Annotated in this window: 17 protein-coding genes; 10 read left to right on the top strand and 7 right to left on the bottom strand. The window is 34.6% G+C overall.

From position 1 onward, the window contains the following. Positions 1-6 precede the first annotated feature (6 nt). Complete coding sequence (locus E0W73_RS18865) at positions 7-399, bottom strand: Fur family transcriptional regulator (RefSeq protein WP_135223594.1); 393 nt, start codon at positions 397-399, stop codon at positions 7-9. A gap of 91 nt (positions 400-490) precedes the next feature. Here E0W73_RS18865 and E0W73_RS18870 point away from each other — a divergent pair, with 91 nt between their 5' ends. The 10 genes from E0W73_RS18870 (at position 491) to E0W73_RS18915 (ending at position 11,043) form a co-directional block, all read left to right on the top strand. Further along, positions 491-844 carry a MerC domain-containing protein gene (locus E0W73_RS18870; RefSeq protein ID WP_135223595.1) on the top strand — a complete coding sequence of 118 codons (354 nt, stop codon included), beginning with the start codon at positions 491-493 and terminating at the stop codon, positions 842-844. Positions 845-851: 7 nt separating this feature from the next. After that, positions 852-1,763 carry an NAD(P)/FAD-dependent oxidoreductase gene (locus E0W73_RS18875; RefSeq protein WP_135223596.1) on the top strand — a complete coding sequence of 304 codons (912 nt, stop codon included), beginning with the start codon at positions 852-854 and terminating at the stop codon, positions 1,761-1,763. 409 nt (positions 1,764-2,172) lie between these two features. Beyond that, positions 2,173-4,425: a TonB-dependent receptor gene (locus E0W73_RS18880; protein ID WP_135223597.1), complete on the top strand. Its 2,253-nt coding sequence runs from the start codon at positions 2,173-2,175 to the stop codon at positions 4,423-4,425. A gap of 172 nt (positions 4,426-4,597) precedes the next feature. Continuing rightward, entirely contained in the window at positions 4,598-5,062 is a 465-nt protein-coding gene (locus tag E0W73_RS18885; RefSeq protein WP_135223598.1) for a thioredoxin family protein, read from the top strand. Between the two features lie 17 nt (positions 5,063-5,079). Further along, complete coding sequence (locus tag E0W73_RS18890; RefSeq protein WP_135223599.1) at positions 5,080-6,249, top strand: lycopene cyclase family protein; 1,170 nt, start codon at positions 5,080-5,082, stop codon at positions 6,247-6,249. 216 nt (positions 6,250-6,465) lie between these two features. Further along, on the top strand, positions 6,466-6,876 hold the full coding sequence (locus tag E0W73_RS18895) for a BrxA/BrxB family bacilliredoxin (RefSeq protein ID WP_135223600.1): 411 nt from the start codon (positions 6,466-6,468) through the stop codon (positions 6,874-6,876). A 203-nt stretch (positions 6,877-7,079) separates the two neighbouring features. Next, on the top strand, positions 7,080-8,438 hold the full coding sequence (trhO, locus tag E0W73_RS18900; protein ID WP_135223601.1) for an oxygen-dependent tRNA uridine(34) hydroxylase TrhO: 1,359 nt from the start codon (positions 7,080-7,082) through the stop codon (positions 8,436-8,438). Between the two features lie 24 nt (positions 8,439-8,462). Beyond that, a complete protein-coding gene (gene tnpA / locus E0W73_RS18905; RefSeq protein WP_135223602.1) occupies positions 8,463-8,897 on the top strand; it encodes an IS200/IS605 family transposase in 435 nt (144 codons plus the stop codon). A 674-nt stretch (positions 8,898-9,571) separates the two neighbouring features. Next, positions 9,572-10,813, top strand: a complete 1,242-nt coding sequence (locus E0W73_RS18910) for a peptidase U32 family protein (protein WP_135223603.1) — start codon at positions 9,572-9,574, stop codon at positions 10,811-10,813. Continuing rightward, positions 10,813-11,043, top strand: coding sequence for a ferredoxin (locus E0W73_RS18915; protein WP_135223604.1), 231 nt, complete (start codon positions 10,813-10,815; stop codon positions 11,041-11,043). Before E0W73_RS18910 ends, E0W73_RS18915 begins: the two co-directional genes overlap by 1 nt. 35 nt (positions 11,044-11,078) lie before the next feature. Here E0W73_RS18915 and E0W73_RS18920 read toward each other — a convergent pair whose 3' ends face one another. The 6 genes from E0W73_RS18920 to E0W73_RS18945 all read right to left on the bottom strand — a co-directional run bounded on the left by E0W73_RS18920 (position 11,079) and on the right by E0W73_RS18945 (position 14,828). Then, entirely contained in the window at positions 11,079-11,831 is a 753-nt protein-coding gene (locus E0W73_RS18920) for a hypothetical protein (RefSeq protein ID WP_244248514.1), read from the bottom strand. A 10-nt stretch (positions 11,832-11,841) separates the two neighbouring features. Then, positions 11,842-12,393, bottom strand: a complete 552-nt coding sequence (locus E0W73_RS18925) for a hypothetical protein (protein WP_135223605.1) — start codon at positions 12,391-12,393, stop codon at positions 11,842-11,844. 236 nt (positions 12,394-12,629) lie between these two features. Beyond that, the gene (locus tag E0W73_RS18930) at positions 12,630-13,076 is read right to left on the bottom strand and encodes a hypothetical protein (protein ID WP_135223606.1); all 447 of its coding nucleotides are present in this window, start codon (positions 13,074-13,076) and stop codon (positions 12,630-12,632) included. A 64-nt stretch (positions 13,077-13,140) separates the two neighbouring features. Further along, positions 13,141-13,683 carry a hypothetical protein gene (locus E0W73_RS18935; protein ID WP_135223607.1) on the bottom strand — a complete coding sequence of 181 codons (543 nt, stop codon included), beginning with the start codon at positions 13,681-13,683 and terminating at the stop codon, positions 13,141-13,143. A 290-nt stretch (positions 13,684-13,973) separates the two neighbouring features. After that, the gene (locus tag E0W73_RS18940; protein ID WP_135223608.1) at positions 13,974-14,375 is read right to left on the bottom strand and encodes a hypothetical protein; all 402 of its coding nucleotides are present in this window, start codon (positions 14,373-14,375) and stop codon (positions 13,974-13,976) included. 189 nt (positions 14,376-14,564) lie between these two features. Beyond that, the gene (locus E0W73_RS18945; RefSeq protein WP_135223609.1) at positions 14,565-14,828 is read right to left on the bottom strand and encodes a hypothetical protein; all 264 of its coding nucleotides are present in this window, start codon (positions 14,826-14,828) and stop codon (positions 14,565-14,567) included. Positions 14,829-14,846: the final 18 nt, after the last annotated feature.

Genomic DNA, 14,846 nt, shown 5'->3' on the forward strand with positions numbered 1-14,846 from the left:
TAAAATTTAAATGTTAGAATTCAAACATTTTGGGCATAATCCTGATAGTGTAAAGTTTATTTCGTTTACTTTATAGTTGTGCGGCATAATATAACTTGGTTTTACATTTTCAAGACAAGTAATTTCATGACAGTTTTCACAGCTGAAATGCGCATGATTATGAATGTGCACACGCTGATGCGAATGATTGCATTTTGCATATTTTACGGTTCCGTCTAGATTGGATATTTTATGAATGATATCTTCATTGACCAAACGGTCCAAAATTCTATAAATGGTAACGCGGTCGCAGACATCGTTTAACTGCTTCTGGATTTCGGTGTGAGACAATGCGGTTTTAGAGTTTTCAAAGACTTCTAAAACAGCGGTTTTTGCGGTAGTATTACGAGTTGTTTTCATTATGAATACGATAAAAAATAACGCAACAATGTTGCGATTAAAATAAATATGTATATTTGCAACAAAATTGCATTAAGCAAAAATACTAGAAATGAAGAAATTAACCACGCCCTTTTACGATATTTTAGGAGTTTCAAGTGCGGCCATCTGTTTGGTGCATTGCTTGATTTTTCCATTGTTAACTATTCTGCCATTAGGCTTAAGTCACAATCCGTTTATCGATTTGATTTTTGCTTCAATAGGTTTATTTGCCATTTTCAAAATTACAAAAAAATCAACTGTATTGGTTTCTTCGCTATTGATTGTTTCGATAACGTTGGTTATGGTCAGTATTTTGAGCGAAATCTTTTTTGATGAGCATAACGATTTAATCTATTTTGGCGGAATCGGAATGATTGCAGGACACTTACTAAATTACAAGCTACACAAAGTAAATCATCATTAACATAAATATGAATTCTAATAATTTTGAAGTAATCATTATAGGAGGGAGTTATAGCGGTCTTTCGGCCGCGATGAGTCTCGGACGTTCTTTACGCCGTATTTTGGTAATCGACAGCGGTAGACCCTGCAATCGACAGACGCCTCATTCTCATAATTTTATTACGCATGATGGAGAAAAACCAGCGGCAATTTCGGCGAAAGCCAAACTGCAGGTTGAACTGTATCCATCTGTTCAGTTTTATAACGGACTTGCCCTAAAAGCATTAAAAATCGGTCAAGGTTTTGAAATCACTACCGAATCGGGAGAAATTTTTACTTGCAGAAAAATTCTGTTTGCAACTGGAGTTAAAGATTTACTCCCAGAAATCAAAGGTTTTGCAGATTGCTGGGGAATTTCAGTACTGCATTGTCCGTATTGCCATGGTTATGAAGTTAAAAATGAAAAAACTGCTATTATTGCCAATGGAGAAATGGCTTTTGAATATGCCAAACTGATTTCGAATTGGACCAAAGATTTACGATTATGCACCAACGGAAAATCAGAACTGACTTTGGAACAAACAGAAACTTTACATAATCATGGTGTTCAAATTTTCGAACAAGAGATAGATTTTTTGGAACATGATGAAGGCTATATTTCGAATATCGTTTTTAAAAATGGAGAAAAAGTTGGCGTAAAAGCTGTTTATGCCAGACCGCCATTTGAACAGCATTGTCCAATTCCTGAAGCTTTAGGTTGTGAGCTCAACGAACAAAGTTTGGTAAAAGTTGATGCTATGCAAAAAACAAATGTAACGGGAGTTTTTGCAAGCGGCGACTGCACAACTCCAATGCGATCTGTTGCAATTGCGGTTTCTACTGGTTCTTTCGCAGGAGCGGTCATCAATAAAGAATTAATCGACGAAGATTACGCGAAGTGAGAATAAACCATATAAGTTATATAAGAGAATGTAAGTCTAGTTTTTAAAGGAACTTAACTCGTTGGGTGAAATTATTTTCAACACATAGAAACATAGTTTACTAAAGTTAAAAAAGGCGTTTCACTAGTCTAAATGCACATAGTTTGGCTATGTGTGTAACTTATTTGTTCCATTTTCTTTTTTCGTCACAAAAAACTATGCTTCTATGTGTAAATTCTTTTATTTTTTAATTACACCCAACGGGTTGAACTGATATAATATGGTTTAAAAAGTTTGTGTTTGTGTGACTTTGCTCGTTCGAAAGCAAAATTCTAACATATTGAATTCATTACGTTTGAAAAATTTTGTTTTTAGAATCATTGTTTGTCAAATTTAATTTTTAGTTTTGTCTAAATTTAATTTTAAAAAAATGAAATATTTATTTTTGACAATATTAATAATTTCAACAAAAAGCATTTACTCCCAAAATATATCAGGAAAAATAACTACAAATAATCCTGTTATACAGCAAATTAATGTTAGTTTGTTAAATACAAACTTTAAAACTCAAACAGACTCTTTAGGGTTTTATAAACTTCAAAATATTCCAAAGGGAACTTATAAAATTTACGTGACCGCGGAAGGGTTCGAACCTCAAACCCAAAAAATATCTCTTTTAGAAAATCAGGATCTAAACTTTGATTTTGAATTAAAAGAGGATCAGAACGAACTAAATGAAGTAGTGGTTTCTGGAACTTTAAAACCAGTAAAAAGATTAGAAAGTGCCGTTCCGGTTGAGGTATATTCTCCGGTTTTCTTCAAAAAAAATCCAACTCCGAGTATTTATGATGCATTGCAGAATATAAATGGAGTTCGTCCGCAGCTCAATTGCGGGGTCTGCAATACGGGAGATATTCATATTAACGGATTAGAAGGTCCGTACACCTTGGTCATGATTGACGGAATGCCAATTGTAAGCAGTCTTTCGACTGTTTACGGTTTGTCTGGAATTCCGAATTCGCTGGTAGAAAGAATCGAAATTGTAAAAGGTCCAGCTTCTTCTCTCTACGGAAGTGAAGCCATAGGAGGCTTAATCAACATCATCACTAAAAATCCGACCAGCACGCCGACTTTTTCAGCCGATTATTTTACGACTTCTTATTTTGAAAGCAATCTCGATTTGGGAATGAAGTTTAACGCTGGGAAAAAAGCAACTTCGCTTATCGGAATTAATTATTTCAATTACGACCAGATTATTGATAAAGACAAAGACAATTTTACGGATGTCACGCTTTCGGAGCGAATTTCGATTTTCAATAAATGGAGTTTTAAGCGAAACCATAATCGCCTTTTTACGATTGCAGCCCGCGGAATGTACGAAGATCGCTGGGGAGGAGATATTCGATGGGAAAAAAAATACCGTGGTGGAGCTGAAATTTACGGAGAAAGCATTTATACCAAAAGAGCAGAATTAATTGGAAGCTACCAATTGCCTTTTCAAGAAAAACTGATGCTTTCATTTTCGGGAAATGTTCATTATCAGGACAGTCGTTACGGAACAACATCTTATATCGCCAATCAGAAAATTGGATTTTTGCAATTGACTTGGGATAAAAAAATCGGACGAAACGATTTGCTTGCGGGAATTGCGAGTCGATATACGTATTATGATGACAATACTCCTGCGACCAAAGATGCTGAAAGCACGTGGTTACCTGGAATTTTTGTTCAGGATGAAATCACATTTTCGCCCAAAAGCCAGATTTTGCTGGGAGCGAGATACGATTACAACTCCATTCACGGTTCGATATTTACACCAAGATTAGCTTATCGTTTCAAAGCCAACGAAAATACTATTTTTAGATTAAATGCCGGAACTGGATTTCGTGTAGTGAACTTATTTACCGAAGACCATGCCGCCTTAACAGGTTCGAGAGATGTGGTGATTGAAAGCGATTTGAAACCAGAGAAATCGGTCAACGTGAATTTGAATTATATCCAGAAAATCAATTTCGGAAACGGAACTTTTATGGGAATAGAAACGACGGCTTTTTATACGAGATTCAGCAATAAGATAATTACCGATTACGAGACTAATCCGAACGAGATTATTTACAGCAATATCGATGGTTATGCAATAAGCCAAGGAATAAGTGCCAATGTTGATTTAAATTTACCGTCGGGACTAAAATTTATTGTAGGCGCTACGGTTTTAGACAATAAGAATGTAGAAAACGGAATTTCAGAAAGGCCTTATCTTACAGAGAATTTTACAGGAACTTGGAGTATTTCCTATAAAATCCAACCTTGGAATTTGTCTTTAGATTATACAGGAAATGTTTACAGTCCGATGAAATTGCCGTTGTTAAGCGAATACGATCCAAGAAGCCCCAAATCGCCTTGGTACAGTATTCAGAACATTCAGTTTACTTATTCAGGATGGAAGGATTTTGAAGTCTACGGTGGCGTTAAAAACCTGTTGAATTTTAGACCGAAACAAAACAATCCGTTTTTGATTTCAAGAACGAATGACCCTTTTGATAAAAATGTGCAATACGATGCAAACGGAAAAGTAATGGTCACGCCCGATAATCCGTACGGTTTGACTTTTGACACCACTTATGTTTATGGGCAAAACCAAACGATTCGTGGGTTTTTTGGATTGAGATATACTTTGAGATGATTTTTATAGCCACAGATTTTACAGATTAAAGGGTTATTTGGTTTTGCGCAAAATTTTTCGCCACGAATTTAATGATAACCGTTCGCTAAAAATTAGTGTTAATTTGTGAAATTTGTGGCAAAAGAAAAATTCATTTAATCTGTGAAATCTGTGGCAGAAAAAACAAAAAACAATGAAAAAGCTATTTGTATTAATCTTCTTCATCGGAATTTCAGCAACAGGTTTTGGTCAGCTGAAGAGCTATTCTTTTGAGGAAGTAGACGGTTTACAGCAAACTCAAAAACGAAAAATCATTGTTTTTATCCATACCGATTGGTGTCAGTTCTGTCAGCGGATGAAAGCCACAACCTTTAAAAATCAGGAAATCATCCAAAAATTAAACTCCGATTTCTATTTTATTGATTTGAATGCCGAAGAAAAACGAGATATTCAATTTCAGAATCAGGTATTTAAGCATCTGCCTTCGGGGAATAATGTAGGCGTTCATCAATTGGCTTTAGAGCTCGGAACCCAGAATAGTCAAATTGTATATCCCGTTTTGTGTGTTTTGAATGAAAAGTATGAAATTATTTTTCAGTATTCGAATTATTTATCTCCAAAGGATTTTAAAATAGTTTTGGAAAAACTAAAAGAATAAAATTCTTATTTTTGAGAATGAAATCCGCACAAATCCAACATTTCGATTACATTTTTACAGGAACAGGTCTTTCGGCTTTGATGACCGTTTATAAGATGATTTTGTCTGGAAAATTCTCCGATAAATCGATTTTGCTTCTGGATCAGGATTCAAAAAAAAGCAACGACAGAACTTGGTGTTTTTGGGAAAAGGAAGAGAGTATCTGGAATCTGGTTATTTCAAAGAAATGGGATGTTGCTTTGTTTGCCAATCAGGAATTTAAGCGCGATTTGGCATTGACGCCTTATCAATACAATCAAATCCGTGGATTAGATTTCTACAATTTTGTTTTTACTGCTATTTCCAAGCATCCAAACATTACTTTTAAAAACGAAAAAGTTACTGATATTAACGAACTTGAGACACACGTTTTTGTTGGTACAGAAGAAAACCGTTTTACCTGCAATTATCTTTTCAACAGCATTTACAATAAAGCTTTTGCTGAAAATCAGACCCAATATCCTGTTTTAAAACAGCATTTTGTCGGATGGTTTGTAAAAACAGAAGCAACAGTATTCAAGTCAGACGAAGTCACCTTTATGGACTTTTCGGTAGAACAAAGAGGCAATACAAGATTTATGTATGTTCTTCCAACTTCAAAAACTGAAGCTTTGGTTGAATATACTTTGTTCTCGGAGAATCTTCTCCCAAAAGAAGAATATGAAAATGAGATTAAGGTTTATCTAAAAAAACTTGGAGCTGTTGAATGCCAAATTGTTGAAAAAGAGGAGGGAAGCATTCCAATGACTTGTTTTCCATTTTGGAAAAGAAATACCCAAAGGGTTTTAAATATAGGCACCGCTGGAGGTTGGACAAAAGCGAGCACAGGCTATACTTTTAAAAATTCCGATAAAAAATCGACAGAGTTAATTGAGTTCCTGCAACAAAATGATTCTACTTCTCTTAATATGAAATTGTTTTACAAGAAAAGCCGTTTCTGGTTTTACGATTTGCTGCTTTTGGATATTTTGTATCGCAGTAATGAATTGGGAAGTGCTATTTTTTCTTCTTTGTTTAAAAAAGGGAATCCACAGTTGATTTTTAAATTTTTAGATGAAGAAACTACTCTTATCGAAGACTTGAGGGTAATTTTAAAATGTCCGAAAGGGCCATTTATAAAGGCTTTGTTCCGAAGGATTTTTTTGTAAAACGATTTTGTGTCACGCAGTTATTTTTTGATGATTTGCAATCGGGAAAAGTTTAAAATCTGTAATTATCTGCTTAAATCGGTCTAATCTGCGTTAAATAGTGTTCCCAAATAAATACCAATTCAACTATAACAAAACTTTATGCTTCAAATTAAGTAGTTGCGAGTAAACTTTGTAACTTTGCATTTCAAAAGTAAAATTTAAAAACATAAGAATATGTATCCACTAGACATGGTAAAACCAATGGAAGCTGAATTAACTTCTGCAGGTTTTCAAGATTTACATAGTGCTGAAGCTGTTGAAAATGCTATCAAAGCTGAAGGTACCACTTTAGTTGTTGTAAACTCGGTATGCGGTTGTGCCGCAAGAAATGCACGTCCGGGAGCAAAAATGAGTTTGCAAGGGGCTAAAAAACCAGATCACCTAGTAACCGTTTTCGCTGGTGTTGACAAAGAAGCAGTTGATGCTGCAAGACAACATATGTTTCCTTTTCCTCCATCATCGCCATCTATGGCTTTGTTCAAAAACGGAGAATTAGTTCACATGTTAGAGCGTCACCACATCGAAGGTCGTCCAGCTGAAATGATTGCTGAGAATTTGCAAGATGCGTTCAACGAGTTTTGCTAATTTTTTAAGTTGCTAAGGTTCTGAGATGCTGAGGTTCTAAGATTAGGGGCAAAGGTTCAAAGTGACAAAGATTTATAAAAGCACCGTTGGGTGCTTTTTTTATGCATAAAAGCTTAGCATCTTAGCCCTTTGTAACTTTGCACCTTTTTCCTTACCTTTGCACCTTCAAAAAAAATAATTTCTCACTTAAAACTGTTTATAGCATGCAACTGTACAACACTTTAAGCGCAGAAGAAAGAGCCATCATGATCGATGATGCCGGTAAACAACGACTAACGTTGTCTTTCTATGCGTATGCCAAAATTCAAGATCCACAAAAATTTCGTAACGACTTATTCATTGCCTGGAATGCGCTAGATGCATTAGGAAGAATTTATGTTGCCCATGAAGGAATAAATGCTCAAATGAGTGTTCCTTCCGAAAATTTTGAAGCTTTTAGAGAAACCCTAGAAGCCTATGATTTCATGAAAGGCATACGATTGAATGTTGCCGTAGAACAAGATGATCATTCCTTCTTAAAATTGACCATCAAAGTGCGTCATAAAATTGTTGCCGACGGTTTAAACGATGATACTTTTGATGTTACTAATATTGGCGTTCACTTAAAAGCCAAAGAATTCAATGAAATCCTTGATGACCCAAATACGATTGTAGTAGATTTTAGAAATCACTATGAAAGCGAAGTCGGACATTTTAAAGGTGCGATTACTCCAGATGTGGAAACTTTCAGAGAAAGTCTGCCTATTATTAACGAACAGCTTAAAGATTACAAAGAGGATAAAAACCTTGTAATGTATTGTACGGGAGGTATTCGTTGTGAAAAAGCGAGTGCTTATTTTAAGCACCAAGGTTTCAAAAACGTTTATCAGTTGGAAGGCGGAATCATTAATTACGCTAAACAATTGAAAGAAGAAGGTCTAGAAAGCAAATTCATTGGTAAAAACTTTGTATTTGATAATCGTCTGGGCGAAAGAATTACAGACGATATTATTTCACAATGCCACCAATGCGGAAAACCTTGCGATAATCACACCAACTGCGAAAATGATGGCTGTCATTTATTGTTCATTCAGTGTGATGAATGTAAAGCAGCGATGGAAAACTGCTGTTCTACAGAATGTCTAGAAATTATTCATATGCCTTTGGTGGATCAGGTTCGTTTAAGAACTGGTAAACAAGTTGGAAATAAAGTATTCAGAAAAGGAAAATCTGAAAACTTAAAATTCAAACATTCAGGTGAATTGCCAGAGACTGCTTTGGCGACAGCACAAAAACCAGCCGATATTCGTCAGAAAATAAAAGTAAAGAAAGTCCTTCTCGGAAAAGCAGAACATTACTATGTAAAAGCACAGGTTGGACAATTTACTATCGAAAATCAAGAACTAAACAGTGGTGATAAAATTTTAATTTCTGGTCCAACTACAGGAGATCAGGAATTGGTTTTGAATAGAATCATCGTTAATGGTGAAGAAACTCAAACTGCTAAAATTGGTGATAAGGTTACTTTTGAGGTTCCATTTCGTATTCGTTTGTCAGATAAATTGTATAAAATTGTAAATTAGCGAAATTTTTATGCTAATTTATTTATGTCACAATCGTTTACGAAATTATGGATTCATGCCGTTTGGGCAACCAAAAATCGACAGGAATTAATTGATTTTTCAATTGAGAAAAATCTCTACGATTTCATTTGGCAAGAGCTAACGGAACTTGGATGCCCAGTAAGAATCATCAATGGAATGCCCGACCATGTGCATGTTTTATTTTTACAAAACCCGCAAAAATCAATTTCAGACATTGTAAGGCAAGTAAAAGGAAGTTCTTCTCATTTTATGAATGGAGGAGAATTTATCCTTGAAAAATTTGCTTGGCAAACTGGATTTGCAGCATTTTCTGTCAGCGAATCTCAGTTAGATGTTGTTTACAATTACATTAAGAATCAAAAACATAATCATCTTAATAAAAACAGTCAAGATGAATTTGATGAGTTTGTAAAATTACATGGGCTGGGGGATAAATGATTGCTTGGCTTAAAGATGCGTTCCCCGTGGTTGAAACCACGGGCTATATTTGAGAAACCAACGCAAGGAAAACATAGCCTGCGGTTTGAGCCGCATGGACGTAATGCATATCCAGAACGCTACGTTCCCGTGGTTGAAACCACGGCTATATTAGATTAAACATAAGCAAGGAAAAACATAGCCTGCGATTTCAACCGCATGGACGCAATGTATTGTCCTCAACGTTGCGTTCCCCCGTGGTTGAAACCACCGGCTATATTTGAAAAACATACCCAAAGAAAACATAGCCTGCGGTTTCAACCGCATGGACGTAAAGGATATCCACAATGCTACGTTTCCTGTGGTTGAAACCACGGGCTATATATGAAAAACATACCCAAAGAAAACATAGCCTGCGGTTTGACCGCATGGGCGCAATGCATTGTCCACTGTGCGTTCCCGTGGTTGAAACCACGGGCTATATTTGAAAAACATAGTCAAGGAAAAACATAGTTTGCGGTTTCAACCGCAGGAACACAACGCATATCGACAACGATAATTAATACTGCTGCGAATAATTTTTAAAATATAAACTATGATATAAATCATAGGAATCTAATCTGCACCCACATTATTTTTGTTAATTGTTAGATGACTGATTAAAAAATCATTTCATTGGAATAATAAAATCAAAAATGACAATTAACAATACGATTGAACTTATGTCTCCAGCGGGAGACTTTGAGTCTCTTCAGGCTGCTTTAGATAATGGCTGTGATTCCGTATACTTTGGAGTTGAACAGCTCAATATGCGTGCACGCTCAACGGTGAATTTTACGATTGATGATTTAAATGAAATCGCCATTCGATGCGAAGCCAAAAACGTTCGAAGCTATCTTACATTAAACACCATTATTTACGATCACGATTTATCAGTTGTAAAAACATTATTGGCGAAAGCCAAAGAAGCCAATATTACAGCTGTAATTGCATCAGACCAAGCCGTAATTGCCATGGCAAGATCTATTGGGATGGAAGTTCATATTTCTACACAATTGAATGTGACGAACATTGAAACCATTAAATTCTACAGTTTGTTTGCCGATACTATGGTTTTAAGCCGAGAATTGAGTTTGCGTCAAGTAAAGAATATCACAGACCAAATCGAAAAAGAACAGATTAAAGGGCCAAACGGAAATTTAGTCGAAATCGAAATTTTTGGTCATGGTGCCTTGTGTATGGCAGTTTCAGGGAAATGTTATTTGAGCTTGCATTCTCATAATTCCTCTGCAAATCGTGGCGCTTGCAAACAAAACTGCCGAAAAAAATATACCGTTATCGATCAGGAAACTGGTTTCGAAATTGAATTGGATAACGAATACATGATGTCGCCAAAAGATTTGTGTACTTTGGATTTCTTAGATCAGGTTATCGATTCAGGAATCAAGGTTTTAAAAATCGAAGGTAGAGGCCGTGCGCCTGAATATGTAGCAACGGTAACCAAAACCTATCGTGAAGCTATCGATGCGTATTATGATGGCACTTTCTCCAAAGAAAAAGTCGCAGATTGGATGAAAGCTTTAGAAACGGTTTACAATCGTGGATTTTGGTCGGGTTATTATCTAGGTCAGGAATTAGGAGAATGGAGTGATATTCCAGGATCTGCAGCAACGCAAAAAAAGGTTTATGTGGGTAGGGGAACGCACTATTTCCCTAAAGCTGCGGTAGGACAGTTTAAGATTGAAGCCTATGATATTAAAATAGGTGATAAAATTTTAGTTACCGGACCAAGCACAGGCGCTCATGAAATGATTATTGATGAAATGTTTGTAAACGATATTGCGGGAGAAAAAGCAACAAAAGGAGATGACTGCAGTTTTAAACTGCCATTCAGAATCAGAATGTCTGATAAACTCTATAAAATCGTTGAGGCATAATGGTTATTGTAACTTTACAAAGAGACAAATGCATCGGCTGTAATTATTGCGTCGAAATGGATCCGGTTCATTTTCAAATGTCAAAGAAAGACGGAAAATCGGTTTTGATTCATTCTGTGAATTCAAAAGGCTTTTTTACGCTCAAATCTCCCAATCATACTATTGTTGAAAGTTGTGAATTGGCAGCGAAAGCTTGTCCAGTGAAGATTATTACGGTTAAAGAAACTTAGCCTTTTCTGCAGCAACACAGAATAGGTTTTTTTATTCATTCTCCCGAAACATCCAATTCATCAAAATCTTTAATTTCTGATAATTTGAGAAGTTTTGTTCGGGCAATTTTAGTTTCCGTTTTTTCGAAAATTTCATCATCGTCATAAGTGTTTTCATTGACGTTCTGATTGACAATCTTTTTTCGGGTCAGGAAATTGATGCTGGTTTCTGTCAAGACAATTGGGCCACGATTACTGCTCGAATCATAACCAATTAATTCAAAATCATTGTTTTGATATCTAAAAGTGTAATTCCAATAACCGTATCTTCCATGAGCATAATTTACATATAATTTGCCATTTTTTATTTCAAAGTCAAGTTCTGGGGCATAATAAACGCCTCCTTCTTCATTTTCAGACGAAAAGCAGTCATAATTTTTAACGGCCAATTCATAACCATTATTTTTGTTGATTAAAGCTATGATTCCTCTGCGGTTTCGGTCTAACTCGCCTCGATATTCGTGCTGGATTATTTTGCTTTTGTCTGTACCTTTGATGATGAGGATATAATCTTCGCGACCATCTTTATTAAAATCGCCTGTAATGGTATCAAAAGGAACATAGCCTTTCGGAATAAAGTCTTCTGGTTTTTTCTTTATTTCTGCGGAAGTTATATCTCCTTCAAAGACTTCTTCGACCGTTGGGATTTCTGAGACCTGTACAGATTCGGTTTTCTCTTTGGATTTGTTGCAGCTTGAAAATCCAATAAATGCTAAAATAATGGTTGTAAAAAATAGGTTTTTAATCATAATCTTTTTTTTAAATTTCATCAAATGGCACATTTTTATATCGTTCATAATAAATATTTTCATCCAGATTTTCTCCATTTGAAAGTCTTTCAGCTATTTCTTTTTGAAATTGAATTTCTTCCTCAAGCAGTTTATTCCAGTATTCCGGATTATCTGAGAAATCCTCATAATAATCCAATATATCTATTACTAGCAAAAAATTTGACATATTAATTTGTGGTTCTTCCAAACAGAACGCACAGTTTTCAAGACCGCTTAAAATGTTGATTTCCATTGGCTCCAATTCAACAAAATCTTCTGAGTATGGATCTGTTTCGGCATCATAGTTCTTTAATAGATTTCGGAAATACTGAAGATTGTTATTTTTAAAATCATTGATAAACTGCTCTTCGGTAATTTTAATTTTTAAATGCTCTTCTAAACATTCTGATACATTGGGCAATAAGAAATAGAACTTGGCAAAAGCACAACCAATACTCTTTTTTTGATTTGGGTTAAGTGCCTTAAGATTGTCTTCTAAAAAAGCTGTATGTTTCGAGATTACGGATACAATGTCAAACATTATTTACGGGTTTTAAGGTTCTTTTTCTATGGGCTTTTTTGTCAATTTGAGATAAAACATGAAAAGAATACTGCCATTACAATAGCAACTGCAATATCTGATACTAAATATAGAAAAATAAAACTTGTCATGCTTTTCGCAGAAGCAACCATTCCGCCATACACAATATAGAACGAAGCTGGAAAACCAACCCTCTTAAAGATTTTCAGGTTTAATTGTCATTCTTAGTATACTTATTATCGTTTCCTATTCCCATCAAAAAGCAAAATATTATTATTTACCCATTGGTTTTGTTTGTTCCATTTACCGCCACAATCTGATTGCATTTGGTGTACTACTTTATATTTTTTTATGTCTACAATAACGCAATGATAATTTTCATAATGTACACTGTCTGCCTCTTTTTGAATGTATCCTTTTGTGATGTAATCCATGACAACAAATAGTTTATTGGGTGCTATTTTTATAGAAGCACTGGTGTAATTATTTAAATCAAATCCGCTTATTGCATGTTCTTTGTTTCGAAACAGAATTATTGGGTTTTGGCACAAACTCGTTTCAGCGCTAGATTTTTTCAATATCATTTTATATTCTGTAGAAATAGGGAATACAACTTTATCGGGTTTAGTTTGACTAAATGTGAATGTTGTGAATAAACTAATTATGAATATGATTTTTTTCATTTCATCTTACTTTAAAAATTACGTTTAATGCAAATCCATGCTATTGATGGAGGTAATTTTAAATTCATTTTTTAATAACATTTTTGTACTGTGATTGCACAAGTTGTATAAATCCTTTTTTCAAATTAGCGGGGAGGTCTTTAAACTTCTCAGTCAAATTATCTTTAATTGTATAATTCTCAAAATTTTCTCCGTGTAAACGAATATGATAAACATATTTTTTTCTGTTGTACAGTAGGATGTAGGTAATATTCCTGTCATCATCGGCATTGCCACAATTGGCAAATGGTATAAATACGGCCTGTTTTCCTGAATATGCTTTTACAACAATAGTACTTTCAGCTAAATCTATCAGCGACATGGCTACATACGGATTGTAGTATAACAGTGTGTCGCCAAAGCTTTTATTGCTTAAGCGTACAGAAATATAATTTAACCATCCGTCGACTCTTTTTTCTTCTGCGTTTTCGGAACGTTTGCATGGATTAACAACTTTAATTTCCAAGTTATTCTTTCCGCTTTTATCTACAAATGTTTTGTGTATAACAAGCGAATCGGTTATGTATGGTTGTAATTCTGCAAGGATTTTTTTATCGCCTGGTAACATTTTTCTGTGGTTTAGCCGTTTGTAAAATGTTTCTAAACTGTCTATGGGAATTTGCTGTGCGTAGGAATTTGTTACGAGCAATAGCAAAATTATAATCCAATATTTTTTCATCAGCATTGTATGTTTAGGTATTTGGAAATCTGAGTTTAGTATTTCTACTCATTTTTTTAACTTTTATAAGAAAACTAAACTTTAACCTGTGTATTGCCACACGAAAGGATTTGTGCGGGAGCGGGGTAATGCTTTTTTTACTACACTTATTTTTTCTATTGCTGTAAAAGATTTATATATTACTTAAAGCACATTTCATCATGGTAAAAATCAGCATCAACTAGTTCTTTATTTATATCATACATGAATTCGCATTTGCATTTTTCGATTTCATAAATGCCATTTTCATTGGTTTTTAAGGTTCCAATAGCAACGTCAACAATCAATGGAATAAATGATATTCCGAAATACCTTTGCTCTATTTTTATCGATAAAATATTTAAGTCATCATCTATACTAAATAGGAATTTTTTTTCACTCCCTTCTTTAAGGGAATAAGAATATAATTCTGTTGCTTTACTTTCTTTAAATTCAACGTTTTCTTTTTTTAGCATATCAAACAAATCCTGTCGAAGTTTATTTGTATTCAAATACAATTCAACATCTTGAATAATGTTGTTATAGTTTTCTAAAAATGTCATTTTCTAAATATGTTTTCAAATAAATTAATTGTTTCCTGAACTCCTTTCGTGTGGTATGTTTTGTTTAATCTCTCAGAATTATAATCTTTACTCATTTTTTTTTCTTTTATAAGAAAGCTAAACTTTGACCTGTGTACCGCCATGTAAAAGGATGGGCTTCGCCGAATTTCGTTTTGTGCGGTAGCGGGGTTACCACTGTATATTGTTTCCGCTATAGCATCCAGCAATACAATCCAACCAATCGTCTACTAAATCCATTTTAGATTCATCTGTATTCATATATTTCAAATGTAGTTTGTACACTGTATTATATGCAATTTCTTTGTTTCCTCCGAGGTTTTTAAATTCCTCTATTTTTTCATGCCCTTTTTTGAATAATTCCGAACGATTGCTATTATGTAGTTCTATCAAAATTGTTTCAATGTCATGCAGTAATTTGATTTCTTTTTCCATTATTAAAATTTTCCGTCC

Origin of the sequence: Flavobacterium foetidum, from assembly GCF_004634245.1 — a bacterium.
GTDB classification, from domain to species: Bacteria; Bacteroidota; Bacteroidia; order Flavobacteriales; family Flavobacteriaceae; genus Flavobacterium; species Flavobacterium foetidum.

What these genes read in the sequence shown, in the direction of transcription:
- E0W73_RS18865 (WP_135223594.1), bottom strand. Translation starts at nt 399, where the DNA reads ATGAAAACAACTCGTAATACTACCGCAAAAACCGCTGTTTTAGAAGTC.
- E0W73_RS18870 (WP_135223595.1), top strand. Translation starts at nt 491, where the DNA reads ATGAAGAAATTAACCACGCCCTTTTACGATATTTTAGGAGTTTCAAGT.
- E0W73_RS18875 (WP_135223596.1), top strand. Translation starts at nt 852, where the DNA reads ATGAATTCTAATAATTTTGAAGTAATCATTATAGGAGGGAGTTATAGC.
- E0W73_RS18880 (WP_135223597.1), top strand. Translation starts at nt 2,173, where the DNA reads ATGAAATATTTATTTTTGACAATATTAATAATTTCAACAAAAAGCATT.
- E0W73_RS18885 (WP_135223598.1), top strand. Translation starts at nt 4,598, where the DNA reads ATGAAAAAGCTATTTGTATTAATCTTCTTCATCGGAATTTCAGCAACA.
- E0W73_RS18890 (WP_135223599.1), top strand. Translation starts at nt 5,080, where the DNA reads ATGAAATCCGCACAAATCCAACATTTCGATTACATTTTTACAGGAACA.
- E0W73_RS18895 (WP_135223600.1), top strand. Translation starts at nt 6,466, where the DNA reads ATGTATCCACTAGACATGGTAAAACCAATGGAAGCTGAATTAACTTCT.
- trhO (WP_135223601.1), top strand. Translation starts at nt 7,080, where the DNA reads ATGCAACTGTACAACACTTTAAGCGCAGAAGAAAGAGCCATCATGATC.
- tnpA (WP_135223602.1), top strand. Translation starts at nt 8,463, where the DNA reads ATGTCACAATCGTTTACGAAATTATGGATTCATGCCGTTTGGGCAACC.
- E0W73_RS18910 (WP_135223603.1), top strand. Translation starts at nt 9,572, where the DNA reads ATGACAATTAACAATACGATTGAACTTATGTCTCCAGCGGGAGACTTT.
- E0W73_RS18915 (WP_135223604.1), top strand. Translation starts at nt 10,813, where the DNA reads ATGGTTATTGTAACTTTACAAAGAGACAAATGCATCGGCTGTAATTAT.
- E0W73_RS18920 (WP_244248514.1), bottom strand. Translation starts at nt 11,831, where the DNA reads ATGATTAAAAACCTATTTTTTACAACCATTATTTTAGCATTTATTGGA.
- E0W73_RS18925 (WP_135223605.1), bottom strand. Translation starts at nt 12,393, where the DNA reads ATGTTTGACATTGTATCCGTAATCTCGAAACATACAGCTTTTTTAGAA.
- E0W73_RS18930 (WP_135223606.1), bottom strand. Translation starts at nt 13,076, where the DNA reads ATGAAAAAAATCATATTCATAATTAGTTTATTCACAACATTCACATTT.
- E0W73_RS18935 (WP_135223607.1), bottom strand. Translation starts at nt 13,683, where the DNA reads ATGTTACCAGGCGATAAAAAAATCCTTGCAGAATTACAACCATACATA.
- E0W73_RS18940 (WP_135223608.1), bottom strand. Translation starts at nt 14,375, where the DNA reads ATGACATTTTTAGAAAACTATAACAACATTATTCAAGATGTTGAATTG.
- E0W73_RS18945 (WP_135223609.1), bottom strand. Translation starts at nt 14,828, where the DNA reads ATGGAAAAAGAAATCAAATTACTGCATGACATTGAAACAATTTTGATA.